This window comes from Providencia sp. PROV150, assembly GCF_028481025.1.
Classification (GTDB): domain Bacteria; phylum Pseudomonadota; class Gammaproteobacteria; order Enterobacterales; family Enterobacteriaceae; genus Providencia; species Providencia hangzhouensis.
The window spans coordinates 1-24857 of the sequence record NZ_JAMPPJ010000037.1 but is presented as its reverse complement, the minus strand read 5'-3'; the positions used below and the strand labels follow the sequence as shown (position 1 = coordinate 24857).

Sequence of the window (24857 nt, the reverse complement as noted above, 5' to 3'; positions counted from 1 at the left end):
GTCGTGACAACGGATGCGCATTATAGGGAGCCTTCAGAATTACACAACCTTTTTTTTTAAAAAAAACTCTGTTTGCGGATAAAATAGCCACCTTGTGCTTTTTCACCGCATAACGGTTATAAAAGAAACGACTTCATGCCTATAATTCTAGCTTTAGCAACCTACTGGCTCATGAATTCATAATGAACTAATGAGTTATTTAACAGCTATCTTTTATTTCTTTTTTACGGTTATCACTATGAACACACTTTTACGTCCTTATTTAGGTATTTACCCTTCTATTAATGCACGCGTTTTCATTGACCCATCTTCTGTTGTAATTGGAGATGTTCGCATAGCTGATGATGTCAGTATTTGGCCTCTTTCTGTTTTGCGTGGTGATGTTAACTATATTTCTATTGGTGCACGCACCAATATTCAAGATGGCTCCGTTCTACATGTCACACATAAATCCGCAAGTAACCCTGAGGGGAACCCGTTAATTATTGGAGAAGATGTCACCATTGGCCATAAAGTTATGTTACACGGTTGCACTATAGGAAATAGAGTGCTGGTTGGAATGGGGTCAATTGTCATTGATGGGGCTATAGTAGAAGATGACGTTATTATTGGGGCTAACAGTTTAGTAACTCAAGGAAAAAGACTCGAATCCGGTTACTTATATACAGGGAGCCCAGCAAAAGCCATCCGAAAATTGACTGATGCTGAGTTAGGTCATTTACGTTATTCAGCAAATAACTATGTCGAATGGAAAAATAACTATTTAGCATCTGATAATATGTAAAGCCCATCGTCATCATCGAGGCCTTGTTCAATCAAGGCTTCAAACTCTTCTTCTATATCCCATCGATGCTGCTGAAATAAACTCAAAGGTGTTTCTTCTTTACCATAACGTTGAAATAACAATGACTGAGGAATTGCACATTCCGCAAGCATTCCGCTGATCAACACAGGAAAGCGTACTTGCTTGGATAGCGCATCCCACTCTTCTCTATCAGGGAATTGAATTTGCTGATTCACCCTTTCAATTCCTTATATAAGGCAGATAGAACAGGTGTAATTTCAGGAAGAATGCCATGCCATAGTTTAAAAGAAAACGCGGCTTGCCCTACTAGCATACCTAGGCCATCGGCTATTTTAGTCACTTGATGTTGAGTCGCAAACTCAAGGAAGGGCGTTAATGATGATTGATAAAACATATCATAACATGCAGCTTGATCGCTAAACACATTTGGATTGATTGCAGGAACCTCTCCACTTACACCAGATGAAGTCGCATTGATAATCAGATCAAAATCAGCAGATACGATCTGTGAGATCTCTTTCCCGCACATTTTACCTAGTGCTGAAAATTCATTAACTAATGATTCAACCTTAGAAAAGGTTCTATTTGTCAAAGTGATATCACAGCCATATTCTAAAAGTGGCAATAATGCTCCACGTGTCGCACCACCAGCACCAATCATTAATATTCGGCTATTTGGATGAACAAACTTTAAACGTTGTAAATCTAACAAAAGCCCCATTCCATCGGTGTTGTCGCCCAACAATCGATTATCATCAAGCTTCATCACCGTATTAACAGCGCCACAAACTTGAGCTCTTGCAGTTAATTCAGAAACAACCTGAAAAGCACGCTCCTTAAATGGCAAAGTAATGTTTGCGCCCTTTCCACCCTGAGAAAAAAAACCTATTAGACTTTGTTCGAATCCCTCGATTGGTGCTAGGACTTTTTCATATTCAAGGCAAACCCCTGTTTGCTCTGCAAACATTTTATGTATAACAGGTGATTTACTGTGTTGAATTGGATTACCAAAAACCGCAAACATTTCCATCAATATTATCCTTTACGATATAGTTGCCCTGTTTTTGCGTCTCTTATTTCAGATGGGTTTTGACGACCACCAACCATTCCATCAAGAACAGGAATACCCCCGTTGAACTGTGCAATAACCTCCTCAGTTGTCCTACAAGGCTCTAACCCACTTAAATTAGCACTTGTAGATACCAAAGGTTTGCCATAATGACGGCATAATTTTTTTACTAATTCATGGTCTGTAACTCTCACTGCGATGGTATCAAACCGACCTGTCAACCATTTTGGAGTCGTTACTTTTGCCGGGATCACCCATGTTACTGGCCCCGGCCATGTTGCAAACATCGCTTGCTTTTGTTCTTCTGTTAGTTGCTCATCATCTATATAGTCTTTTAATTGCTCGTAGCTATCAGCGATAAGGATTAATCCTTTTTCCCAAGGGCGTTGCTTTAACTCTAATAACTTATATACCGCTGTTTCACTATCAGGGTCACAACCTAAACCAAATACGGCTTCTGTTGGATAGGCAATAACCTCCTCATGTTGTAATGAACTAATAATACTTTCAATTGCAGGTGTAGATATATTTGACATAGTTTTAACTCATTATTCTTCTTGTTGTTTACCGCAGCGTTTGCTGGCACAAAATAATCTTACTCCCTGTCCCCCCCTTTTTTCCATAAGTAATGGATACTCACAATACTTACATTTACCATTAATAGGCTTATTATTTAATATAAACTGACAGTTAGGGTAATTGTCGCAAGCATAAAAAGTCTTACCATAACGCGATTTTCTCTGTAATAAATTCCCTTTTTGGCATTGCGGACAAGAAATTTTAGTTTCATCCGGTTTATCAATTAGCTCAATATGTTCACATTCAGGATAATTACTACAACCAATAAACATGCCAAATCGGCCTTGCTTAAGCACTAGGTCGTGACTACATTTAGGACAATGTTGACCTTCTAATACTTTAATTATATGACTTTCCACCGTAGGTCTTAGCGGTCTCATATAATGACATTGTGGATAACTTGAACAACCTAAAAAAGGCCCATGTGAACTATTGCGGATAACAAGCAAAGAATCGCATTCTGGACAATGTTCATTTTTTTCTGTATCGAAGGGCAGTTGTTTAGACATGTTTTTCTCTACTGTTGCTTTTAACTAAGTTACTCTGGTATACCCACCAGCCCCCGAGCTAACTACCCCATTAATTTCCATCTCAGTTAATATGGTAATAATTTGAGTAACTGGAATTTGGGTTTGTTCTGCAATGACATCTACTGGTGTCGCTTGGTACCCAACCATACCTAAAATTTTATTTTCTACCACATTAAACTCAAGTGGTGCCTGTTCTATAGGTAATTCGGTTTGTATCCAATTTAACCCATCACCTATATGCTGTAAAACATCCTCAGGTTCAGCTAATAGATAAGCTCCCTGCTGTAATAACCAATGGTTGCCATGAAATGCAGAGTTACCTAATGGAGCAGGCAATGTAAATAAGTCGCGGTTTTGCTCTAATGCATACCTAGCGGTTATCAGTGAGCCACTTTTCATCCCTGCTTCGATTACAATAACAGCTTTACTTAACCCACTAATAATACGGTTTCTCTTGGGAAATTGTTTAGGTAATGGTGGTGCATCAGGCCAATATTCTGAAATCAAAGCACCATAATTTTTGATTTTTTCAGCCAATTCAGTATGTTGACGTGGATAAATATTCGCTAACCCGCTACCTAAAACCGCAATTGTTTCACCTCGATTATCAAGGGCAGCCTTATGGCTTATACCGTCGATACCTAATGCAAGCCCACTGGTGATGGTTATACCATGATGGACAAAGCTCTTCACAAATAGGTTAGTCCATATTCTGCCGTATTCACTTGCTCTACGACTTCCAACTACAGCAATTTGTGGCGTTACCAATAATTCACTTTTTCCCACGACAAATAATAAAAGAGGAGGACGGTAAATTTGCTTTAATAAAAAAGGGTAATGGGAATCACAGAAAGTAATCATTTGATGATGTTTATTTGAAAGCCATGCCTGTACTTTCTCAAGCCGGTGCATAGAGACATTCATAAACTGTAATTGCTGTATTTCATTCAAACCATGATGGTGTAAAGTCTGATAGCTAATTTTATTTAGTTGTTTTAGCTCATTAATTATTCTTACTGCATTCAGAGGTAATAACCTTTTAACCTGTGACATTCTTAACCAAATTTCTTGGATATTCATTATTGTCATCCTGACTCATCAACAAATAGGTTCTTCAGTGAACAAATCATAACCAATACTGTCAATATGAATGAGAAATGTCTAGAATAGTCATTAATTCCCATTCACATTTTGGAAACTGCTCGAAAAATTTATGTCAGTCTTAAACGTATTACATTACCCAGACGAACGCTTACGCACAATTGCTAAGCCAGTAGACAAAGTTGATGCTTCTATACAGCGTATCGTTGATGATATGTTCGATACCATGTATGAAGAAGAAGGTATTGGCCTTGCAGCAACACAAGTTGATATCCACCAGAGAATCATCGTTATTGATGTGTCTGAAACTCGTGATGATCGCTTAGTTCTTATTAACCCTGAATTACTAGATAAATCAGGGGAAACGGGGATCGAAGAAGGTTGCTTGTCTATTCCAGAACAACATGGCTTCGTCCCTCGTGCTGAGCAGGTAAAAGTTCGCGCGCTAAACTATAACGGAGAGTCTTTTGAACTGGAGGCTGATGGTTTATTAGCTATCTGTATCCAACATGAGATGGACCACCTTGTTGGTAAACTATTCGTTGACTATTTATCGCCTTTAAAACGTCAGCGCATCCGCCAGAAAGTTGAAAAGTTAGACAGACTAAGAGCAAAAGAAGCCAAAAATAGCTAATTCGCTACATATAAATAGGGAAATTAACGTGTCAGAGCCATTAAAAATTATTTTTGCGGGTACCCCCGATTTTGCGGCCAAACATTTAGCTGCTCTCTTAGATACTAGACACCAAATCGTTGGCGTCCTCACTCGCCATGATAAACCTGCGGGAAGAGGTAAAAAGTTAACTCCGAGCCCTGTCAAGGTTCTCGCTGAAGAACACCAAATCCCTGTTTTTCAACCAGTATCTCTTAAAGATAGCGAAAACCAGCAGTGGATAAAAAACCAAAATGCAGACTTAATGATAGTTGTTGCCTATGGCCTGATTCTACCGCAAGCCGTTCTCGATATTCCTCGCTTAGGTTGCTTGAATGTTCACGGCTCTTTGTTACCTCGCTGGAGAGGAGCGGCACCAATTCAACGTTCTATTTGGGCTGGTGATACTGAAACGGGTGTGACTATTATGCAAATGGATGCAGGTTTAGATACTGGAGACATGCTTTACAAAGCAATTTGTCCAATTAACCCTAGTGATACAAGCGCCTCGTTATATGACAAGTTAGCAATAATCGGCCCAGAAGCATTAATTCATACTGTTGAAATGCTATCCTCAGGCCAATGCACAGCTGAAAAACAAGATGATTCATTAGCAAATTACGCTGAAAAATTATCAAAAGAAGAAGCTCGCATTAATTGGCAAGATGATGCTGTACATATTGAGCGCTGTATTCGTGCTTTCAATCCTTGGCCAATGAGTTATTTCATGGTTGAAGAACAACTCATTAAAGTTTGGCAAGCTGAAGCACTCGAAGAAGCACATGATAAGCAACCAGGAACAATTATTAGCGCTGACAAAAAAGGTATATGCATTGCCACAGGAAATGGCATACTAAATATTACTCAGCTACAACCGCCTGGCAAAAAAGCAATGAGTGCACAAGATATCCTAAACTCTCGTCGCGAATGGTTTACCCCAGAGCAAGTTCTAGCATAACGAACTTGTAAACTGCCTGATACCTTCAGGCAGTTTTATTTCAGTCACTAATGAATTCATCCTCACCATATGAAAAACACATATAATTTGCGTAGTATCGCGGCAACAGCAATTTTCCAAGTCCTTGATAACGGCCAATCATTAAGCACTGTACTGCCTGACTTACAACGCAATATCAATGATAAAGATAAAGCTTTATTACAAGAAATTTGCTTTGGCGTTTTACGTTATTTACCTAAACTTGAATGGTTTATTAGCCAGCTAATGGAAAAACCATTAACGGGTAAACAAAGAACCCTACATTACTTAATTATGGTAGGCATCTACCAGCTACTTTATACTCGTATACCGCCTCATGCTGCATTAGCAGAAACAGTAGATGGCGCAGTTGCACTGAAAAAGCCCCAATTAAAAGGGCTTATTAATGGCGTATTACGTTCATTTCAGCGCCAACAAGTACAATTAGAAGAAAGAATTGCTAACAACACTAGCCAATATTTACATCCAAGCTGGTTATTAAAACGCCTACAAACTGCCTATCCAGAGGATTGGCAATCTATTATTGAAGCAAATAACCAACGCCCACCTATGTGGTTAAGAGTAAACTCTCAACATCACACTGCTGCACAATATCTCAACTTACTAGAACAATCTGAGATAACCGCACATTTGCACCCCTCACATCCAAATGCTATTCGGTTAGATGAACCCACCGCAGTATCTCGTCTTCCGGGCTTTGAAGATGGCTGGTCAACAGTACAAGATGTCTCAGCTCAAGGCTGCGCTGAATTGCTAGAACCTCAAAATGGGGAAAGTATTTTAGATTTATGTGCAGCACCAGGTGGAAAAACAACCCATATTTTAGAATTAGCCCCTAGAGCGAATGTTATTGCTGTAGATATCGATGAATATCGCCTTAAAAGAGTGAAAGAAAATCTAATTCGTCTTAAGCAACATGCTGTTGTTATACAAGGAGACGGCACACAGCCTGAAAAATGGGCGAAAGATCAGCAATTTGACCGTATTTTACTTGATGCACCTTGCTCCGCTACAGGCGTTATTAGGCGTCATCCTGATATTAAATGGCTACGCCGTGATTCGGATATAAATGAATTGGCGCAACTACAAGCTCAAATTCTCGAAGCTATCTGGCCTTATTTAAAACCGGGCGGTACTCTACTTTATGCCACATGCTCAATTATGCCCGAAGAAAATGGAAAGCAAATACAAAATTTCCTATCTAAACATAATGACGCCAGTCTAAATGATGGAACCGATGCTGGGTTACAAGTATTACCAAGTACTAATGGTGGTGATGGTTTCTTTTATGCACGCTTAGTCAAAAAAGTGTAGTAAATTGTAGCCAGCTCTCTGATATAGGAAGATGTAATGAAGATCATTATTCTAGGTGCTGGGCAAGTTGGCGGAACGCTTGCTGAAAATTTAGTTGATGAGAACAATGATATTACCGTCGTTGATACCGATGCTGATCGGTTACGTCAATTACAGGATCAATTCGATCTTCGAGTGGTAAATGGTCATGGCTCTCACCCTAGAGTGCTTCGAGATGCAGGCGCAGAAGATGCGGATATGTTAGTAGCCGTTACCAATTCAGATGAAACTAACATGATTGCTTGCCAAATTGCATATAGCCTATTTAATACCCCAAATAAAATAGCGCGTATCAGGGCGACAGAATATATCCGTGAAGCTGACAAATTGTTTCTGCCTGAACAAATCCCGATTGACTACTTAATATCGCCAGAACAATTAGTTATCGACTATATCTATAAATTAATTCAATACCCTGGCGCCCTTCAGGTTGTAAACTTTGCAGAAGGCAAAGTTAGCATAGTTGCTGTAAAAGCTTATTATGGCGGCTCACTCGTTGGTAATGCACTATCGAGCTTACGCGAACACATGCCACATATTGATACTCGTGTTGTCGCTATTTTCCGTCAAGATAGACCTATTCGCCCTCAAGGCTCAACAATTATTGAAGCGGGTGATGAGGTTTTTTTTGTTGCTTCAACACAACATATCCGAGCCGTAATGAGCGAGCTGCAAAGACTAGAAAAGCCATACAAACGTTTGATGATAGTCGGTGGTGGTAACGTCGGAGCCGGTCTAGCAAGGCGACTAGAAAAAGATTACAGCGTGAAACTTATTGAGCGAAACCAGAAGCGTGCAACAGAACTTGCTGAGTTACTGCATGATACCATTGTATTTTATGGCGATGCATCCGACCAAGAACTACTCACAGAAGAACATATTGAGCAAATGGATGTTTTTATTGCCCTAACAAATGATGATGAAGCTAATATTATGTCTGCTATGTTAGCAAAAAAAATGGGGGCTAAAAAAGCAATGGTTCTTATACAACGCTCTGCATACGTTGAACTCGTTCAAGGTGGGGTGATTGATATTGCGATTTCACCTCAACAGGCAACTATTTCTGCTTTATTAAGCCATGTTAGAAAAGCGGATATAGTCAATGTTTCATCTTTAAGAAGAGGCGTTGCGGAAGCTATTGAGGCAATTGCACACGGTGATGAAAATACGTCAAAAGTTGTTGGCAAAAAAATATCTGAAATTAAACTTCCTCCTGGAACTATTATTGGTGCAATTGTTCGTGAAGAAGAAGTCATTATAGCTAGTGATTACCATATAATTGAACAAGGTGACCATGTCATTATGTTTATTACAGATAAAAAGTATGTACCCGAAGTTGAAAAATTATTTCAACCAAGTCCATTCTTTTTATAAAAATAAAAATAGTAAATATTTGTAGCTTAATAATTTTAGCGACTATAATTTGTTAACCTAATACATGTTTTGTTTCAATTGAGTTATTTATTAAGGGGTCGTCTAATGAGCTTTTTAAAAGATTTCCGCGAATTTGCTATGAAGGGCAATGTAGTGGATATGGCAGTTGGTATTATTATTGGTGCTGCATTTGGTAAAATTGTATCTTCATTAGTTGCTGATGTCATTATGCCTCCGCTAGGTTTACTAATCGGAGGTGTTGATTTCAAATCATTCAGCGTAGTATTAAAAGAAGCACAAGGTGATTTACCAGCAGTAGTACTAAATTATGGTATGTTTATACAAACCGTTTTTGACTTCGTTATTGTTGCGTTCGCTATCTTTATGGCAATTAAGGTCATGAATAAAGTTCGCCGTGAAAAAGAAGCCGCACCAGCAGAGCCAGCCCCACCATCTAAAGAAGAAGTTCTGTTATCAGAAATTCGTGATCTTTTAAAAGAACAAAATAAAAATTAACTAAAAGGCCAGTGGTAATAAGTAAATAAACCTATTACCGCTGGCCTCCCAGTTAACTGACTTCTTATTTTTTTCTTTTCTTGTGTAACTGCCTTTTCCTTTTTTATTTTTTTCAACTCTTTGGCGAAATAGTGGGTCATGTAGTAATGCTTCAATCGCATTATCTTTAATCTCACCACGTTTATGTTGATATTTACTCATGATATACCCTCATATAATTAGCAGATTGTATAATTAATAAACTTTAGATGCACCTTTTTCTAATATTTCCATAATGGAGCAATAGGTTGTCGCATGTTCTTCTCCACAACATGCTGAACTTAACATCTTCAGCGAATCGCGCATAATAATAAGCTCTTGTATCTTTTTTTCAACTTCAAGTAATCTGAGATCAACAATCTGTTTAGATTCTTGGCAGGTATGATGTTCAGGATCCACTCGTATTGAAAGTAGTTCAGTGATAGCTTCTAAAGTAAAACCTAACTGTTTTGCATAACGAATAAAACGCAGTCGCTGTAGGTCTTGTTCCGTAAATAACCGATACCCGCCTTCTGTTCTTTCTTTATGTCCCATCAAACCTTGTTTTTCATAAAAACGAATCGTATCAGGCGTCACATCTGCTAGCCTAGCAAGTTCACCTATCTTATACATGCTCATAATACTTACCTGTAAATATGGGTTAACCACGAAAAAATCAAGGGAATAAATTTATTTGAAGAAGTAAGAATAGCAGGTACAAAAAAACCGGGCAAATATACCCGGTTTTCTTGAAAGCGACAGCAGATTACTCTGCAGCTGCTTCTTGAGACTCAACAGCACGGTCAACAAGCTCGATGTAAGCCATCGGAGCGTTGTCACCTGTGCGGTAGCCACACTTAAGAATACGAGTGTAACCACCTGCACGAGCTGCGAAACGAGGTCCCAGTTCATTAAATAATTTTGCAACGATCTCGTTATCACGAGTACGTGCGAATGCCAGACGACGATTAGCTACGCTGTCGGTCTTGGCAAGAGTAATCAGCGGCTCAACGACGCGACGCAGTTCTTTCGCTTTAGGCAGAGTCGTCTTGATGATTTCATGACGAACTAAAGAACCTGCCATGTTACGGAACATAGCTTGGCGGTGGCTGCTGTTGCGGTTCAATTGACGACCACTCTTACGATGGCGCATGACCTTATCCTTCTCAGTAAAACCTTAACCTGTGATCTTAATCATCAGCAATACTTGCTGGTGGCCAATTTTCTAAGCGCATGCCCAGAGAAAGACCACGAGATGCCAAGACGTCCTTAATTTCAGTAAGAGATTTCTTACCAAGATTCGGAGTTTTAAGCAACTCAACTTCTGTACGCTGTACCAGATCACCGATGTAGTGGATAGCTTCTGCTTTGAGGCAGTTAGCAGAGCGGACAGTCAATTCCAGATCGTCAACTGGGCGCAATAAGATAGGATCGAATTCTGGTTTTTCTTCTTTAACTTCAGGCTGACGTACATCACGTAAGTCAACAAAAGCTTCAAGTTGTTCAGCCAGAATGGTTGCCGCACGGCGAATCGCCTCTTCAGGATCGATTGTACCGTTAGTTTCCATTTCAATAACTAACTTATCCAAGTCTGTACGTTGCTCAACACGAGCTGCTTCAACATTGTAGGCAATACGCTCTACTGGGCTGTAGCAAGCATCGACTAACAAACGACCGATTGGGCGCTCATCTTCTTCCGAATGAACTCGGGCAGAAGCCGGCACATAACCACGACCACGCTGTACTTTAATTCGCATATTAATAGATGCGCTTTCGTCAGTCAGGTGGCAGATGATGTGCTGTGGCTTGACGATTTCGACATCACCATCATGGATGATGTCGGCTGCAGTCACAGGGCCAATGCCAGATTTATTCAAGGTTAAAATAACTTCATCTTTCCCCTGAACTTTTACCGCCAGCCCTTTCAGGTTGAGGAGAATCTCCAGGATATCTTCCTGTACACCTTCTTTGGTGCTGTACTCATGCAGTACACCATCAATCTCAACCTCTGTCACCGCACAACCCGGCATAGACGAAAGCAGAATACGGCGCAGTGCGTTACCAAGAGTATGGCCAAAGCCACGCTCTAAAGGCTCAAGGGTCACCTTAGCGTGCGTCGAACTCACTTGCTCGATATCTACCAGGCGCGGTTTTAGAAACTCTGTCACAGAACCCTGCATTGTGTCCTCTCTTTGGTGCTAAGCTTTACTTGGAGTAAAGCTCGACGATCAGGTGTTCGTTAATGTCCGCAGACAAGTCAGTACGTTCAGGAATACGTTTGAACACACCTTCCATTTTAGCAGCATCAACTTCCAGCCAAGTTGGCTTCTCACGCTGTTCAGCCAGCTCTAAAGCAGCCTTAATACGAGACTGTTTTTTAGCTTTCTCACGAACGCTGATAACGTCATTCGGGGAAACCTGATAAGAAGCGATATTAACTACACGGCCATTTACCATGATAGCTTTATGGCTAACCATTTGACGTGCTTCTGCGCGAGTTGCGCCAAAGCCCATACGGTAAACGACGTTATCAAGACGACCTTCCAGCAAAGTCAGCAGGTTTTCACCTGTGTTGCCTTTCAGACGTGTTGCTTCTTTGTAATAGTTACGGAATTGACGTTCCAGAACACCGTAGATACGACGAACTTTTTGTTTTTCACGTAACTGGACGCCATAGTCAGACAGACGCGGTTTACGCGCACCGTGCTGGCCTGGAGCCTGTTCTAATTTACACTTGGTGTCAATCGCGCGAACACCAGACTTCAGGAAGAGGTCTGTTCCTTCGCGACGGCTCAGCTTGAGCTTAGGACCCAAATATCTAGCCATTTTCTTTCTCCAACAGTCCTAAAAAAAACGAAACGTATTAAACGCGACGTTTTTTCGGTGGGCGACAACCGTTATGAGGGATAGGAGTCACATCAGTAATATTAGTGATGCGGAAACCAGCGGCGTTCAGAGCACGAATTGTTGATTCGCGACCCGGACCCGGTCCCTTAACCATAACTTCCAGGTTCTTGATACCGTATTCTTTCACGGCTTCTGCGCAACGCTCTGCTGCAACCTGAGCTGCAAACGGAGTGGATTTGCGAGAACCACGGAAACCGGAACCACCGGCAGTTGCCCAACCCAATGCGTTACCTTGACGGTCTGTAATAGTAACGATTGTGTTGTTGAAAGAAGCATGGATATGAGCCACACCGTCTGAGACTTGTTTTCTTACACGCTTACGTGCACGAATTGGTGCTTTTGCCATTATTCAATACCCCGACTTATTTCTTGATCGGCTTACGCGGACCCTTACGGGTACGAGCGTTAGTCTTAGTACGCTGTCCGCGCACAGGAAGACCACGACGATGACGTAAACCACGGTAACATCCAAGGTCCATCAGACGCTTGATGCTCAGGGTAATTTCACGACGTAAGTCACCTTCTACAACGTATTTAGCAACTTCGTCACGCAGCTTGTCGATTTGTTCTTCAGACAGCTCACTGATCTTAACATTTTCAGCAATACCAGTTGCTTCACAGATAGCCTGTGAACGAGTTTTGCCGATACCGAAAATCGATGTTAAAGCGATTACAGTATGTTTATGATCAGGAATGTTAATGCCTGCTATACGGGCCACTATGCACTCCTAAGTTAAAATATACATTACTGTGCTGAAAAGCCCGTTTTCAGGATACTCAAACAATAATGTATCTTAGATAAAAAAGATTGGCTGGCTAATTTAGCCAGCTCAACCCAACTTTGCAAGAAAAAAATGCTTTTTCTTAACCTTGACGTTGTTTATGTCTTGGTTCAACACTACAAATTACACGAACGCTACCATTGCGACGAATAATTTTGCAGTTACGGCATAATTTCTTGACGGAAGCACGAACTTTCATTTTTACTCTCCGTAACTTCTAAGCAAACCATAATCACACTAAATGATTACTTACCTTTCAGGTTTGCTTTCTTCAATGCAGACTCATACTGACTTGACATCATCAGAGTTTGCACTTGAGCCATAAAGTCCATGATAACGACAACCACGATTAAGAGGGAAGTACCACCAAAATAGAAAGGTACTTTCATTGCGTCACGCATGAACTCCGGGATTAGGCAGATGAAGGTAATATATAATGCGCCAACTAATGTTAAGCGAGTCATTACCTTATCAATGTACTTGGCCGTTTGCTCTCCCGGACGAATTCCTGGTACAAATGCACCGGACTTCTTCAGGTTATCTGCTGTTTCTCTCGGGTTGAAAACCAACGCCGTATAGAAGAAACAGAAGAAGATGATCGCAGATGCATAAAGTAACACATATAACGGTTGACCAGGCTGTAAATACATAGAAATTGTAGTCAGCCAGTCCCAGCCAGTTCCATCACCAAACCAAGAAGCTATTGTACCCGGGAATAGTATGATACTGGAAGCAAAAATTGCAGGAATTACACCCGCCATATTCACTTTTAACGGTAAATGTGTACTTTGTGCTGCGTAAACACGGCGACCTTGCTGACGTTTAGCGTAATTAACGACGATACGACGTTGACCACGTTCCATAAACACAACAAAGAATGTAACCGCGAATACTAACACCGCAACCAACAGCAACAGGAGGAAGTGCAGATCGCCTTGCCGAGCTTGCTCGATGGTATGGCCAATAGCCGGCGGTAATCCCGCAACAATACCAGCGAAGATAATGATAGAAATACCGTTACCGATACCTCTTTCAGTTATCTGCTCACCTAACCACATAAGGAACATAGTCCCCGTGACCAAGCTAACAACAGCCGTAAAGTAGAACGGGAGACCCGGATCAATAACTAACCCTTGCATCCCTGGCATATTCGGTAGACCCATTGCAATACCAATAGATTGGAATATTGCTAATACCAGAGTACCCCAACGAGTATATTGGCTTATCTTCCGACGACCTGCTTCTCCTTCCTTCTTAATCTCTGCTAACCGTGGATTAACCACTGATAATAATTGGATGATAATCGATGCCGAAATATACGGCATGATACCCAAAGCAAAGATAGAAGCACGGCTAAGAGCACCACCAGAGAACATGTTAAACATTTCAATGATGGTGCCTTGTTGCTGTTCGAGCAATTTGGCAAGCACAGTGGCATCAATACCAGGGATTGGAATAAAAGAACCAATTCGGAAAACAATTAGCGCACCAATTACAAACAAAAGTCTGCGTTTAAGTTCGCCAGCTCCACCCTTGGCACTTTGAAAATCTAATCCTGGTTGTTTAGCCATCTGTCACTTATTCCTCAATTTTACCGCCGGCAGCTTCGATTGCAGCGCGAGCACCTTTAGTAACACGAAGGCCACGTACAGTAACTGCACGGTTCACTTCGCCAGACAGAATAACTTTCGCATATTCAATCTGGATGCCAACAACGTTCGCGGCTTTCAGTGCGTTCAGATCAATAACATCGCCTTCAACAGCAGCAAAATCAGACAGACGAATCTCTGCAGTGATCATTGCTTTGCGTGAAGTGAAGCCGAATTTCGGCAGACGACGGTATAAAGGCATCTGGCCACCTTCGAAACCACGACGTACGCCACCGCCAGAACGAGATTTCTGACCTTTGTGACCACGGCCGCCGGTTTTACCGAGACCAGAACCGATACCACGACCTACGCGTTTAGGCGCGTGCTTGGCACCTTCAGCCGGAGACAGAGTATTTAAACGCATCTCTTACTCCTCAACTTTAACCATGTAGGAAACCAAGTTGACCATACCACGTACAGCAGGAGTATCCTCGCGCTCTACTGTATGACCAATGCGACGCAGACCTAAACCGACCAGTGTTGCCTTATGCTTAGGCAGACGACCGATTGAACTGCGAACTTGTGTAATTTTAATAGTCTTAGCCATAGCCGATTACCCCAGAATTTCTTCGACGGATTTTCCACGCTTAGCTGCGACCATTTCTGGAGACTTCATGCTGTCTAAAGCATCCAGTGTTGCACGAACCACGTTGATTGGGTTAGTGGAACCATAGGTTTTAGCCAGTACGTTGCGAACTCCAGCTACTTCTAAAACAGCACGCATTGCACCGCCGGCAATGATACCGGTACCTTCGTGAGCAGGTTGCATAAACACACGAGAACCAGTGTGTGTACCTTTCACAGGGTGGAACAATGTGCCGTTGTTTAGAGCAACGGTTTTCATACTGCGACGGGCTTTTTCCATCGCTTTCTGGATTGCTGCCGGAACTTCGCGCGCTTTGCCGTAGCCAAAACCAACGCGACCGTTACCATCACCAACTACAGTCAGTGCGGTAAAGCTGAAAATACGGCCACCTTTAACGGTTTTTGCTACGCGGTTTACCGCGATCAGCTTTTCCTGCAGTTCGCCAGCTTGTTTTTCGATGTGAGCCATCTTACACCTCTACCTTAGAACTGAAGGCCAGCTTCACGGGCAGCATCTGCCAGTGCCTGGACTCTACCATGATATTGGAAACCAGAACGGTCAAAAGCAACAACAGTGATGCCTTTTTCCAGTGCGCGTTCAGCAATTAATTTACCAACTACTGCTGCTGCATCTTTGTTTCCAGTGAATTTCACTTGCTCATTGATAGCTTTTTCTGTAGTAGAAGCTGCAACCAATGTTTCAGAACCGTTCGGTGCGATAACCTGCGCATAAATATGGCGTGGAGTACGATGTACCACCAGGCGAGTCGCACCCAACTCTTGGATCTTACGGCGTGCGCGGGTCGCACGACGGATACGAGCTGCTTTCTTATCCATAGTGTTACCTTACTTCTTCTTAGCCTCTTTGGTACGCACGATTTCATCGGCGTAACGAACACCTTTACCTTTGTAAGGTTCAGGACGACGGTAAGCACGCAGTTCTGCTGCAACTTGACCAATCACTTGCTTATCCGCACCTTTCAGTACGATTTCAGTTTGTGTTGGACATTCAGCAGTAATGCCTGCTGGCAGTGCGTGTTCAACCGGATGCGAGAAACCTAAAGACAAGCTTACTGCATTGCCTTTGATTGCTGCACGGTAACCAACACCGACCAGTTGAAGCTTTTTAGTGAAGCCTTCGGTAACACCAACAACCATTGCATTACACAGTGAACGAGTAGTACCCGCTTGTGCCCATGCATCATCAAAACCTTCGCGTGGTGCGAAAGTCAGTTGATTGTCTTCGCTTTTAACTTCAACTGCATTATGGATAGTACGAGTAAGCTCGCCGTTTTTACCCTTAATCGAAATAACCTGACCGTTGAGTTTTACCTCTACGCCGGCAGGAATGACGACGGGTGCTTTTGCCACACGAGACATTCTTTCCTCCCGAATTAAGCTACGTAGCAGAGAATCTCGCCACCAAGACCAGCTTGGCGAGCTGCACGATCAGTCATGACACCTTTAGAGGTAGAAACAACAGCGATACCTAAACCAGCCATAACTTGTGGCAGCTCATCTTTTTTCTTATAGATGCGCAGACTTGGGCGGCTTACACGCTGAATGCTTTCTACAACAGCCTTACCTTGGAAATAACGTAAAGTCAGTTCCAGTTCTGGCTTGATGTCGCCTTCAATTTTAAAATCTTCAATATAACCTTCTTCCTTCAGCACTTTGGCAATTGCCACTTTCAGCTTGGAGGAAGGCATGGTGACCGCAACTTTGTTCGCGGCCTGACCGTTACGGATACGGGTCAGCATATCCGCGATGGGATCTTGCATGCTCATCTGTCTTTACTCCCGTGATTCAAATGGAATTACCAACTTGCCTTTTTAAGGCCCGGGATTTCACCGCGCATAGCGGCTTCACGGACTTTAATACGGCTCAGACCAAACTTCCGCAGGAAACCGTGCGGACGCCCTGTTTGACGGCAGCGGTTACGCTGACGAGAAGGACTTGAATCACGTGGCAGTGTTTGCAGCTTGAGAACAGCGTCCCAGCGATCTTCATCAGATGCTTTAACATCAGAGATGATAGCTTTCAGTTCTACGCGTTTTGCGAAGAATTTCTCAGCTAATTTAGCACGTTTAACATCACGCGCTTTCATAGATTTCTTAGCCATGAGTACCCTGCCTTACTTGCGGAACGGGAAGTTGAACGCTGCTAACAGTGCGCGACCTTCGTCATCTGATTTCGCAGTAGTGGTGATAGTAATATCTAAACCACGTACGCGATCCACTTTATCGTAATCGATTTCAGGGAAGATGATTTGTTCACGAACACCCATGCTGTAGTTACCGCGACCATCGAAAGACTTAGCGGACAAGCCACGGAAGTCACGAATACGTGGTACAGCAATAGAAATCAGACGCTCAAGGAACTCCCACATGCGTTCGCCACGCAGGGTTACTTTACAGCCGATTGGATAGCCCTGACGGATTTTGAAGCCTGCAACAGATTTGCGTGCTTTGGTGATCAAAGGTTTTTGACCTGAGATCGCTGTTAAATCAGCTGCTGCATTATCCAGCAGTTTTTTATCAGCAATCGCTTCACCAACACCCATATTCAGGGTGATCTTCTCGACCCGAGGGACTTGCATGACAGAAGTGTAGCTAAACTCGGTCATGAGTTTATTAACTACTTCGTCTTTATAGTAATCATGCAGTTTCGCCATCGTATACTCCAAAAATTACTTGATAGTTTCACTGTTAGATTTGAAGAAACGGACTTTTTTGCCGTCTTCGAATCTAAAGCCTACACGGTCAGCCTTACCAGTTGCCGCGTTAAAGATTGCAACGTTAGAAACTTGAATAGCCGCTTCTTTTTCAACGATGCCACCTGGTTGGTTCAGAGCCGGTACAGGCTTCTGATGTTTTTTAACCAGATTGATACCTTCAACGATAACTTTACTAGAAGAAATAACCTGCTTTACTTTACCGCGCTTACCTTTGTCTTTCCCAGTTAGCACGATAACTTCGTCATCACGACGGATTTTCGCTGCCATAGTTCGCTCCTTAGAGTACTTCAGGTGCCAGAGAGATAATTTTCATAAACTTCTCGTTACGAAGTTCACGAGTTACCGGCCCAAAAATACGCGTACCGATTACTTGCTCACTGTTATTATTTAATAACACACAAGCATTACCATCGAAGCGAATGACAGAACCGTCAGGGCGACGTACACCCTTCTTGGTGCGCACCACTACCGCTTTCAGGACATCACCCTTTTTAACTTTACCGCGTGGAATTGCTTCTTTAACAGTAATTTTAATGATGTCGCCTACATGTGCATAGCGACGGTGCGAGCCACCTAGAACCTTGATACACATTACGCGACGTGCACCGGAGTTGTCGGCCACGTTCAGCATAGTCTGTTCTTGGATCATTTTAGTGCTCCGCTAAATGTCAACTACTACTGAGCCACCTCATTATGAAGAGGCCGTTCAAATATACCCATACTACGAGGGCGCGGCATTATAACACCACATCATCGTGTTGGACAGAAAAAAATAAACGGCTCAATCAAAAAGAGCCGTTTATTCATCAAGAAAAGTTATTCTATTACAGAACAGCTTTTTCTACAACGCGAACTAAGGCCCAAGACTTAGTCTTAGACAGTGGACGAGTTTGGCGGATTTCTACCACGTCACCGATTCCACATTCATTGTTCTCGTCATGTACGTGCAATTTAGTCGTACGACGGATGAATTTACCATACAGAGGGTGTTTCACCATACGTTCGATAGCAACAACAATAGATTTCTCCATTTTATCGCTAACTACACGACCTTGCAGAGTACGGATTTTATCGCTCATTACGCACCTGCCTTCTCAGTCAGTAAAGTCTTCACACGTGCGATATCGCGACGCACTTGTTTCAACAGATGAGACTGTTGCAGCTGACCGCTTGCAGCCTGCATACGTAAATTAAATTGTTCACGTAACAGGTTCAAAAGTTCAGCATTCAGCTCTTCAACGCTTTTTTCGCGCAGCTCTTGTGCTTTCATTACATCACCGTCTTAGTTACAAAGGTGGTTTTGATAGGCAGTTTCGCTGCTGCCAGAGAGAATGCCTCACGAGCCAGCTCTTCAGGCACACCGTCCATTTCGTACAGTACTTTACCAGGCTGAATTAAGGCAACCCAATATTCTACGTTACCTTTACCTTTACCCATACGAACTTCGAGTGGTTTCTCAGTGATTGGTTTGTCTGGGAACACACGGATCCAGATTTTACCTTGACGCTTAATAGCACGGGTCATAGCACGACGTGCCGCTTCGATCTGACGTGCAGTCAGACGACCACGGCCAACAGCTTTAAGACCGAAAGTGCCGAAGCTAACATCCGTACCTTGCGCTAGACCACGGTTGCGGCCTTTGTGCACCTTACGGAATTTTGTACGCTTTGGTTGTAACATCAGCGACTCTCCTTACTTGCGGCCTTTACGCTGCTGCTTTTTAGGTTGAGCAGCTGGTTTCTCAGCTTGTTCAACAGCAGCCATACCACCCAGAATCTCACCTTTGAAGATCCATACCTTAACGCCGAGAACACCATAAGTGGTGTGCGCTTCTGAAGTGTTGTAATCGATATCAGCACGTAATGTGTGCAGTGGCACACGGCCTTCACGATACCACTCGGTACGAGCGATTTCAGCACCGCCTAAACGGCCACTGACTTCAACTTTAATACCTTTAGCGCCCAGACGCATTGCGTTCTGTACCGCACGCTTCATAGCACGACGGAACATAACACGACGTTCCAGCTGTGAAGAAATGCTGTCAGCAACTAATTTAGCGTCTAGTTCTGGTTTACGAACTTCGGCGATATTGATTTGCGCAGGAACACCAGCGATATCCGCTACTGTTTTACGCAGTTTTTCAACGTCTTCACCTTTCTTACCGATAACGATACCTGGGCGAGCAGTGTGAATAGTCACACGGATGCTTTTCGCAGGACGTTCGATAACGATGCGAGAGATTGACGCTTTTGCCAATTCTTTATTCAAGTACTGGCGTACTTTGTAATCGCTGTCTAGGTTGTCAGCGAATTCATTGGTGTTCGCATACCAAGTAGAGTTCCAAGGTTTGACAATACCCAGGCGAATACCATTAGGATGTACTTTCTGACCCATTGCTAGTCTCCAGAGTCTCAGCGATCGGACACAACCACAGTAATGTGGCTGGTGCGCTTAAGAATACGATCTGCACGGCCTTTCGCACGCGGCATGATGCGTTTCATGGTTGGACCTTCGTCTACGAAAATTTTCGCAACTTTCAGGTCATCAATGTCAGCGCCATCGTTTTGCTCTGCGTTAGCAATTGCAGATTCAAGTACTTTCTTCACTAAACCAGCAGCTTTCTTGTTGGTGTAGGTCAGAATTTCCAGAGCTTGCGACACTTTCTTACCGCGAATCAGGTCGGCAACTAAGCGAACCTTCTGGGCAGAAGAACGAGCGTGGCGATGCATAGCTAAAGTTTCCATCTCTTCCTCCTATCCTTAACGTTTCTTAGCTTTCTTATCTGCCGCGTGGCCGCGATAAGTGCGAGTCGGTGCGAATTCACCCAGTTTGTGACCAACCATTTCGTCGGTTACGAAAACTGGAACATGCTGACGACCATTATGGACAGCGATGGTCAATCCGATCATATTAGGAAAGATCGTTGAACGACGGGACCAAGTCTTAAGAGGCTTCTTGTCTCCGCTTTCCACCGCTTTCTCTACCTTCTTCAGCAAGTGCAGGTCAATAAAAGGACCTTTCTTGAGAGAACGTGGCATGGTTTATCCTCTAATTATTTTTTAGAACGATGACGTACGATGAATTGATCAGTACGCTTGTTACTACGAGTTTTCTTACCTTTGGTCTGAACGCCCCATGGTGTTACTGGGTGTTTACCAAAGTTACGGCCTTCACCACCACCATGTGGATGGTCTACTGGGTTCATCGCAGTACCGCGAACGGTAGGACGAACACCACGCCAGCGGCTAGCACCAGCTTTACCGAGAACACGTAACATATGTTCAGCGTTACCAACTTCACCAAGAGTTGCACGGCAATCAGCTAAAACTTTACGCATTTCACCAGAACGCAGACGTAATGTGACGTAAGCACCATCACGAGCAACGATTTGAGCGTAAGTACCTGCTGAACGCGCTAACTGTCCACCTTTACCTGGTTTCAGTTCGATATTATGAACTGTAGAACCAACAGGGATGTTGCGCATCGGCAGTGCGTTACCAGCTTTGATTGCTGAATCAACACCAGATTGAATCTGGTCGCCAGCTTTCAGGCCTTTTGGTGCAAGAATATAACGACGTTCACCGTCTTTATATAGAACCAGTGCAATGTTCGCAGAACGATTTGGATCATATTCCAAACGCTCAACAACTGCAGGAACACCGTCTTTGTTGCGTTTGAAGTCAACTAAACGATAATGCTGCTTATGGCCACCACCGATATGACGGGTAGTGATACGGCCATTGTTGTTACGACCACCGGATTTGCTGTTTTTTTCTAACAGCGGAGCATAAGGTTTACCCTTATGCAGCTCAGGGTTAACCACTTTAACTACGTGGCGACGGCCCGGAGACGTAGGTTTACATTTAACAACTGCCATTGTTCTTTACTCCTCCGACTTACTCAGCACCGCTAATGAAGTCCAAATTTTGGCCTTCTTTCAGCGTGACGTAAGCTTTTTTCCAGTCGCTACGACGACCGAAACGCTGACCGTGGCGTTTAGTTTTGCCTTTAACCAGCAAAGTGTTAACACCTTCAACTTCAACTTCAAACAGTTTCTGTACAGCAGCTTTGATTTCTGCTTTAGTCGCGTCTTTCGCAACTTTGAGAACGATGGTATTGCTTTTTTCCATCGCTGTAGAAGCTTTTTCAGATACATGCGGCGCGCGCAGTACTTTTAGCAGACGTTCTTCACGGATCATGCCAGCATCTCCTCAACTTGCTTCACAGCATCAGCAGTCATAACCACTTTGTCGAAGGCGATCAGGCTAACCGGGTCAATACCTGCTGCATCACGAACGTCAACCTTATACAGGTTACGCGCTGCTAAAAACAGATTTTCATCTAATTCAGCAGTGATGATCAGAACATCTTCCAGAGCCATATCTTTCAGTTTCTGTGCCAGCAACTTAGTTTTAGGTGCTTCAACAGAGAACTTCTCGACAACGATCAGACGATCTTGACGTACCAACTCAGAGAGGATGCTTTTTAAAGCACCACGGTACATCTTCTTATTAACTTTTTGACTGTGGTCCTGTGGTTTAGCTGCGAAGCTAACACCACCAGAGCGCCAAATTGGGCTCTTTACTGAACCAGAACGTGCACGGCCAGTACCTTTTTGACGCCATGGTTTTTTACCTGAACCAGAAACTTCAGCACGAGTTTTCTGAGCACGAGTACCTTGACGAGCACCAGCTGCATACGCAACAACTACTTGGTGAACAAGCGCTTCATTGAAATCACGCCCGAAGGTAGTTTCGGAAACAGTCAGCGCGCTTTGCGCGTCTTTCATTACCAATTCCATTCCTATCTCCTCGACGTTAAGCCTTGACAGCCGGTTTTACGATCAGGTTGCTACCAGTTGCTCCTGGAACAGCACCTTTGACCAGCAGCAGGTTGCGCTCAGCGTCAACACGTACTACATCTAGGCTTTGAACAGTTACACGCTCATTACCCAGTTGGCCTGCCATTTTCTTGCCTTTAAACACTTTGCCCGGAGTCTGGTTTTGACCGATAGAACCCGGAACACGGTGAGACAAGGAGTTACCGTGAGTAGCATCTTGAGTACGGAAATTCCAGCGCTTAACTGTGCCGGCAAAACCTTTACCTTTAGATGTACCAGTAACGTCGACTTTTTTAACGTCAGCGAAAATTTCAACGCTAATGCTTTGACCTACTGTGTATTCTGCACTGTCTTCAATGCGGAATTCACGCAGGATACGGCCAGCTTCGACGCCAGCTTTAGCGAAATGACCTGCTTCAGGCTTAGTTACACGATTAGCTTTTTTGCTACCGGTAGTAACCTGAATTGCATTATAACCGTCAGTTTCTGCAGTTTTAACCTGAGTAACACGGTTATTTTCAATTTCGATAACAGTTACAGGTATAGAAACGCCATCTTCAGTGAAGATACGAGTCATACCGACTTTCTTACCGACTAAACCTTTCATTGTTTCAACCTCTCAATCGTTCGACGACCTGATTAACCCAGGCTGATCTGCACGTCAACGCCGGCAGCCAGGTCCAGACGCATCAGAGCATCAACGGTCTTTTCGGTTGGCTCAACGATGTCAACCAGACGCTTGTGAGTGCGAATTTCGTACTGATCACGCGCATCTTTGTTAACGTGCGGAGAAATCAGAACGGTAAAACGCTCTTTACGTGTCGGCAGCGGGATAGGACCACGAACTTGCGCACCAGTGCGCTTAGCAGTCTCTACGATTTCCGCAGTTGATTGATCGATTAAACGATGATCAAAAGCTTTCAGGCGGATACGGATTCTTTGGTTCTGCATGAGACCAGAGCTCCAACTATTTTATAAACGTAAATGATTACTCCTCGTACCCATTTCGATTGATGGGAGAGTGTAATCGTTCTTGATGTAACTTCCAAATCGGAAGTATTGTCTAAATGAGCAACAAATCGTTAACTCAATACTGATATTTCAGTCCTAAAATATAGGGCTTACTCATCAGTAAGCCCGCGCATTATACGTAAATTATAGGGAAACGCAAGCAATCGAGGAAAATATGTGCGAATTTTCTAGGGGAGTAATGAAAAAAACCTCAACCATGGAATACACTATGGTTGAGGTTAGTTATTAACTTAATAAAACAACAGTACTGAATAAGACTTTATTCTTCTTTAACTTGTGCTTGAAGATAGTTTTGAATTCCCATACGAGTAATCAGCTCTAGTTGAGTTTCTATCCAATCAATATGATTTTCTTCATCAGCTAAAATTTCAATCATCAGGTCTCGACTGACGTAGTCATGAACCGAATCTGCATACTTAATAGCTTCCTTTAGATTTTTTGCCCCATCGATTTCAAGTTGTAAATCTGACTTCAGCATTTCTTCAACATCTTCACCAATATTCAATTTGCCAAGATCTTGTAAGTTAGGAATACCTTCGAGGAAAAGAATTCGCTCTATATATTTATCTGCGTGCTTCATTTCATCAATTGATTCGTGATATTCCATCTCATTGAGACGTGTAAGCCCCCAATTTTTAAACATGCGTGCATGCAAAAAATATTGGTTAATTGCAACTAACTCATTGCCCAGTAGTTTATTTAGGTGGGCTATCATTTTTTTATCGCCTTTCATTTCTACCCTCCATCGCTTCCAGTCTTTTAAGTGTAGTACTGAAATTGATGTTAGTGTGATTTTTACACAATGTATTTAAACAAAAGGTGATAAATATGGTGGGAATAATTTGACTGGTATTAAATACTATGCGACTTCAGTTGCGCACGCATCCTCAAAAATCATTTGCTCTTCATATAAAATTGCCTTCGTCTGTCGAATACATTTTCCACATTCTAAGCCTACAGGCAGAATTTGTCGTAGACCCTTTAGTGAGGTCACTTGATACTTTCTTGCGGCATTTCTGATCTGTTTATCAGTAATGGCTTCACAAAGGCAGATGTACATGATGCTTACCTGTATAAATCACATACAGATAGTTTAAATAAAAATGATTTGCATTTCAATTATCATTACTAATGATTTACAAAGATCATTTACCACTGAGCGATTAATTACACAAGCAAGTGAAATCAAAAGAAAAAATAACTTTTAATATGAATGATTCGGCTAATATATAGCAACGTAATGCTGCAATTTTATGTAGTCAAAATTTTGCTTATAACAACAAAAGGGCACCTAAATAAGGTGCCCTTTTTTAAAACTAGATAAAGCTATG

At 42.7% G+C, this 24857-nt stretch carries 43 protein-coding genes; 6 read left to right on the top strand and 37 right to left on the bottom strand.

The window, feature by feature from the left end; all coding sequences use genetic code 11:
• Positions 1-238 precede the first annotated feature (238 nt).
• Entirely contained in the window at positions 239-784 is a 546-nt protein-coding gene (locus PSE83_RS20130; protein WP_036959227.1) for a gamma carbonic anhydrase family protein, read from the top strand.
• On the opposite strand, the gene PSE83_RS20125 is transcribed toward PSE83_RS20130, so the two are convergent.
• Genes PSE83_RS20125 through dprA form a run of 5 tightly spaced genes read right to left on the bottom strand, consistent with a single transcriptional unit; the run spans position 760 to position 4063 of the window.
• Complete coding sequence (locus tag PSE83_RS20125) at positions 760-1020, bottom strand: DUF1488 domain-containing protein (protein WP_004265524.1); 261 nt, start codon at positions 1018-1020, stop codon at positions 760-762. The two genes, PSE83_RS20130 and PSE83_RS20125, sit on opposite strands and share 25 nt — an antisense overlap.
• Positions 1017-1835: a shikimate dehydrogenase gene (aroE, locus tag PSE83_RS20120; protein ID WP_004265523.1), complete on the bottom strand. Its 819-nt coding sequence runs from the start codon at positions 1833-1835 to the stop codon at positions 1017-1019. Before aroE ends, PSE83_RS20125 begins: the two co-directional genes overlap by 4 nt.
• 5 nt (positions 1836-1840) lie before the next feature.
• Positions 1841-2410, bottom strand: a complete 570-nt coding sequence (tsaC, locus tag PSE83_RS20115; RefSeq protein ID WP_004265520.1) for an L-threonylcarbamoyladenylate synthase type 1 TsaC — start codon at positions 2408-2410, stop codon at positions 1841-1843.
• 12 nt (positions 2411-2422) lie between these two features.
• The gene (locus PSE83_RS20110) at positions 2423-2962 is read right to left on the bottom strand and encodes a DNA topoisomerase family protein (RefSeq protein ID WP_036959223.1); all 540 of its coding nucleotides are present in this window, start codon (positions 2960-2962) and stop codon (positions 2423-2425) included.
• Between the two features lie 24 nt (positions 2963-2986).
• The gene (gene dprA, locus PSE83_RS20105) at positions 2987-4063 is read right to left on the bottom strand and encodes a DNA-processing protein DprA (RefSeq protein ID WP_036959221.1); all 1077 of its coding nucleotides are present in this window, start codon (positions 4061-4063) and stop codon (positions 2987-2989) included.
• A 133-nt stretch (positions 4064-4196) separates the two neighbouring features.
• On the opposite strand from dprA, the gene def reads away from it, so the two are divergent.
• From def to mscL, 5 genes are all read left to right on the top strand, one after another.
• The gene (gene def, locus PSE83_RS20100; protein WP_004265511.1) at positions 4197-4718 is read left to right on the top strand and encodes a peptide deformylase; all 522 of its coding nucleotides are present in this window, start codon (positions 4197-4199) and stop codon (positions 4716-4718) included.
• A 28-nt stretch (positions 4719-4746) separates the two neighbouring features.
• The gene (gene fmt / locus PSE83_RS20095; RefSeq protein WP_004265508.1) at positions 4747-5694 is read left to right on the top strand and encodes a methionyl-tRNA formyltransferase; all 948 of its coding nucleotides are present in this window, start codon (positions 4747-4749) and stop codon (positions 5692-5694) included.
• Between the two features lie 69 nt (positions 5695-5763).
• Entirely contained in the window at positions 5764-7047 is a 1284-nt protein-coding gene (rsmB, locus tag PSE83_RS20090) for a 16S rRNA (cytosine(967)-C(5))-methyltransferase RsmB (protein WP_004265505.1), read from the top strand.
• Positions 7048-7083: 36 nt separating this feature from the next.
• Complete coding sequence (trkA, locus tag PSE83_RS20085) at positions 7084-8460, top strand: Trk system potassium transporter TrkA (protein WP_004265502.1); 1377 nt, start codon at positions 7084-7086, stop codon at positions 8458-8460.
• Positions 8461-8565: 105 nt separating this feature from the next.
• Positions 8566-8976 carry a large-conductance mechanosensitive channel protein MscL gene (mscL, locus tag PSE83_RS20080; protein ID WP_004265501.1) on the top strand — a complete coding sequence of 137 codons (411 nt, stop codon included), beginning with the start codon at positions 8566-8568 and terminating at the stop codon, positions 8974-8976.
• On the opposite strand, the gene PSE83_RS20075 is transcribed toward mscL, so the two are convergent.
• The 32 genes from PSE83_RS20075 to bfd all read right to left on the bottom strand — a co-directional run bounded on the left by PSE83_RS20075 (position 8977) and on the right by bfd (position 24586).
• Entirely contained in the window at positions 8977-9177 is a 201-nt protein-coding gene (locus PSE83_RS20075) for an alternative ribosome-rescue factor A (RefSeq protein WP_004265498.1), read from the bottom strand. It lies immediately after the preceding gene.
• 33 nt (positions 9178-9210) lie between these two features.
• Positions 9211-9627, bottom strand: coding sequence for a Zn(2+)-responsive transcriptional regulator (gene zntR, locus PSE83_RS20070; RefSeq protein WP_036959225.1), 417 nt, complete (start codon positions 9625-9627; stop codon positions 9211-9213).
• A 133-nt stretch (positions 9628-9760) separates the two neighbouring features.
• Complete coding sequence (gene rplQ, locus PSE83_RS20065; protein ID WP_004907152.1) at positions 9761-10147, bottom strand: 50S ribosomal protein L17; 387 nt, start codon at positions 10145-10147, stop codon at positions 9761-9763.
• Positions 10148-10184: 37 nt separating this feature from the next.
• A complete protein-coding gene (locus PSE83_RS20060; RefSeq protein WP_004265491.1) occupies positions 10185-11174 on the bottom strand; it encodes a DNA-directed RNA polymerase subunit alpha in 990 nt (329 codons plus the stop codon).
• 25 nt (positions 11175-11199) lie between these two features.
• Entirely contained in the window at positions 11200-11820 is a 621-nt protein-coding gene (gene rpsD / locus PSE83_RS20055; RefSeq protein WP_004265487.1) for a 30S ribosomal protein S4, read from the bottom strand.
• Positions 11821-11857: 37 nt separating this feature from the next.
• Positions 11858-12247 carry a 30S ribosomal protein S11 gene (rpsK, locus tag PSE83_RS20050; protein WP_002919257.1) on the bottom strand — a complete coding sequence of 130 codons (390 nt, stop codon included), beginning with the start codon at positions 12245-12247 and terminating at the stop codon, positions 11858-11860.
• A 16-nt stretch (positions 12248-12263) separates the two neighbouring features.
• Entirely contained in the window at positions 12264-12620 is a 357-nt protein-coding gene (gene rpsM, locus PSE83_RS20045; RefSeq protein ID WP_004907144.1) for a 30S ribosomal protein S13, read from the bottom strand.
• 145 nt (positions 12621-12765) lie between these two features.
• The gene (gene rpmJ, locus PSE83_RS20040; protein WP_004265484.1) at positions 12766-12882 is read right to left on the bottom strand and encodes a 50S ribosomal protein L36; all 117 of its coding nucleotides are present in this window, start codon (positions 12880-12882) and stop codon (positions 12766-12768) included.
• Between the two features lie 46 nt (positions 12883-12928).
• Positions 12929-14254 (bottom strand): preprotein translocase subunit SecY, encoded by a 1326-nt coding sequence (gene secY, locus PSE83_RS20035; protein WP_004265481.1) that lies wholly within the window; start codon positions 14252-14254, stop codon positions 12929-12931.
• Between the two features lie 7 nt (positions 14255-14261).
• On the bottom strand, positions 14262-14696 hold the full coding sequence (gene rplO / locus PSE83_RS20030; RefSeq protein WP_004265478.1) for a 50S ribosomal protein L15: 435 nt from the start codon (positions 14694-14696) through the stop codon (positions 14262-14264).
• Positions 14697-14699: 3 nt separating this feature from the next.
• Positions 14700-14879, bottom strand: a complete 180-nt coding sequence (gene rpmD / locus PSE83_RS20025) for a 50S ribosomal protein L30 (RefSeq protein WP_004265475.1) — start codon at positions 14877-14879, stop codon at positions 14700-14702.
• A gap of 6 nt (positions 14880-14885) precedes the next feature.
• Positions 14886-15386: a 30S ribosomal protein S5 gene (rpsE, locus tag PSE83_RS20020; RefSeq protein ID WP_004265471.1), complete on the bottom strand. Its 501-nt coding sequence runs from the start codon at positions 15384-15386 to the stop codon at positions 14886-14888.
• A gap of 14 nt (positions 15387-15400) precedes the next feature.
• Positions 15401-15754: a 50S ribosomal protein L18 gene (rplR, locus tag PSE83_RS20015; RefSeq protein ID WP_004265467.1), complete on the bottom strand. Its 354-nt coding sequence runs from the start codon at positions 15752-15754 to the stop codon at positions 15401-15403.
• Positions 15755-15763: 9 nt separating this feature from the next.
• Positions 15764-16297, bottom strand: coding sequence for a 50S ribosomal protein L6 (gene rplF / locus PSE83_RS20010; protein ID WP_004265464.1), 534 nt, complete (start codon positions 16295-16297; stop codon positions 15764-15766).
• Positions 16298-16311: 14 nt separating this feature from the next.
• A complete protein-coding gene (gene rpsH / locus PSE83_RS20005; protein WP_004907134.1) occupies positions 16312-16704 on the bottom strand; it encodes a 30S ribosomal protein S8 in 393 nt (130 codons plus the stop codon).
• Between the two features lie 29 nt (positions 16705-16733).
• Positions 16734-17039 (bottom strand): 30S ribosomal protein S14, encoded by a 306-nt coding sequence (gene rpsN / locus PSE83_RS20000; protein WP_004265458.1) that lies wholly within the window; start codon positions 17037-17039, stop codon positions 16734-16736.
• A gap of 12 nt (positions 17040-17051) precedes the next feature.
• Positions 17052-17591: a 50S ribosomal protein L5 gene (gene rplE, locus PSE83_RS19995; protein ID WP_004265455.1), complete on the bottom strand. Its 540-nt coding sequence runs from the start codon at positions 17589-17591 to the stop codon at positions 17052-17054.
• A 15-nt stretch (positions 17592-17606) separates the two neighbouring features.
• Positions 17607-17921, bottom strand: a complete 315-nt coding sequence (gene rplX, locus PSE83_RS19990; RefSeq protein WP_004265452.1) for a 50S ribosomal protein L24 — start codon at positions 17919-17921, stop codon at positions 17607-17609.
• A gap of 10 nt (positions 17922-17931) precedes the next feature.
• On the bottom strand, positions 17932-18303 hold the full coding sequence (gene rplN, locus PSE83_RS19985) for a 50S ribosomal protein L14 (RefSeq protein WP_004265449.1): 372 nt from the start codon (positions 18301-18303) through the stop codon (positions 17932-17934).
• Between the two features lie 175 nt (positions 18304-18478).
• Positions 18479-18733 (bottom strand): 30S ribosomal protein S17, encoded by a 255-nt coding sequence (gene rpsQ / locus PSE83_RS19980; protein ID WP_004265446.1) that lies wholly within the window; start codon positions 18731-18733, stop codon positions 18479-18481.
• Positions 18733-18924 carry a 50S ribosomal protein L29 gene (gene rpmC / locus PSE83_RS19975; RefSeq protein ID WP_004265442.1) on the bottom strand — a complete coding sequence of 64 codons (192 nt, stop codon included), beginning with the start codon at positions 18922-18924 and terminating at the stop codon, positions 18733-18735. The genes rpsQ and rpmC overlap by 1 nt, the downstream gene beginning before the upstream one ends.
• The gene (rplP, locus tag PSE83_RS19970; protein ID WP_004265436.1) at positions 18924-19334 is read right to left on the bottom strand and encodes a 50S ribosomal protein L16; all 411 of its coding nucleotides are present in this window, start codon (positions 19332-19334) and stop codon (positions 18924-18926) included. Before rplP ends, rpmC begins: the two co-directional genes overlap by 1 nt.
• Before the next feature lie 12 nt (positions 19335-19346).
• Positions 19347-20048 (bottom strand): 30S ribosomal protein S3, encoded by a 702-nt coding sequence (rpsC, locus tag PSE83_RS19965; RefSeq protein WP_004265433.1) that lies wholly within the window; start codon positions 20046-20048, stop codon positions 19347-19349.
• Positions 20049-20065: 17 nt separating this feature from the next.
• Positions 20066-20398 carry a 50S ribosomal protein L22 gene (gene rplV, locus PSE83_RS19960; protein ID WP_004265430.1) on the bottom strand — a complete coding sequence of 111 codons (333 nt, stop codon included), beginning with the start codon at positions 20396-20398 and terminating at the stop codon, positions 20066-20068.
• A 15-nt stretch (positions 20399-20413) separates the two neighbouring features.
• Entirely contained in the window at positions 20414-20692 is a 279-nt protein-coding gene (rpsS, locus tag PSE83_RS19955) for a 30S ribosomal protein S19 (protein WP_004265426.1), read from the bottom strand.
• Between the two features lie 14 nt (positions 20693-20706).
• A complete protein-coding gene (gene rplB / locus PSE83_RS19950; protein WP_004265422.1) occupies positions 20707-21531 on the bottom strand; it encodes a 50S ribosomal protein L2 in 825 nt (274 codons plus the stop codon).
• A gap of 19 nt (positions 21532-21550) precedes the next feature.
• Positions 21551-21853 carry a 50S ribosomal protein L23 gene (gene rplW / locus PSE83_RS19945; protein ID WP_004265420.1) on the bottom strand — a complete coding sequence of 101 codons (303 nt, stop codon included), beginning with the start codon at positions 21851-21853 and terminating at the stop codon, positions 21551-21553.
• On the bottom strand, positions 21850-22455 hold the full coding sequence (rplD, locus tag PSE83_RS19940; RefSeq protein WP_004265418.1) for a 50S ribosomal protein L4: 606 nt from the start codon (positions 22453-22455) through the stop codon (positions 21850-21852). Before rplD ends, rplW begins: the two co-directional genes overlap by 4 nt.
• 16 nt (positions 22456-22471) lie before the next feature.
• The gene (gene rplC, locus PSE83_RS19935; protein ID WP_004265414.1) at positions 22472-23101 is read right to left on the bottom strand and encodes a 50S ribosomal protein L3; all 630 of its coding nucleotides are present in this window, start codon (positions 23099-23101) and stop codon (positions 22472-22474) included.
• Between the two features lie 32 nt (positions 23102-23133).
• Positions 23134-23445, bottom strand: coding sequence for a 30S ribosomal protein S10 (gene rpsJ, locus PSE83_RS19930; protein ID WP_001181005.1), 312 nt, complete (start codon positions 23443-23445; stop codon positions 23134-23136).
• A gap of 340 nt (positions 23446-23785) precedes the next feature.
• A complete protein-coding gene (gene bfr / locus PSE83_RS19925) occupies positions 23786-24259 on the bottom strand; it encodes a bacterioferritin (RefSeq protein WP_004265413.1) in 474 nt (157 codons plus the stop codon).
• Between the two features lie 126 nt (positions 24260-24385).
• A complete protein-coding gene (bfd, locus tag PSE83_RS19920) occupies positions 24386-24586 on the bottom strand; it encodes a bacterioferritin-associated ferredoxin (protein ID WP_004265412.1) in 201 nt (66 codons plus the stop codon).
• Positions 24587-24857 lie beyond the last annotated feature (271 nt).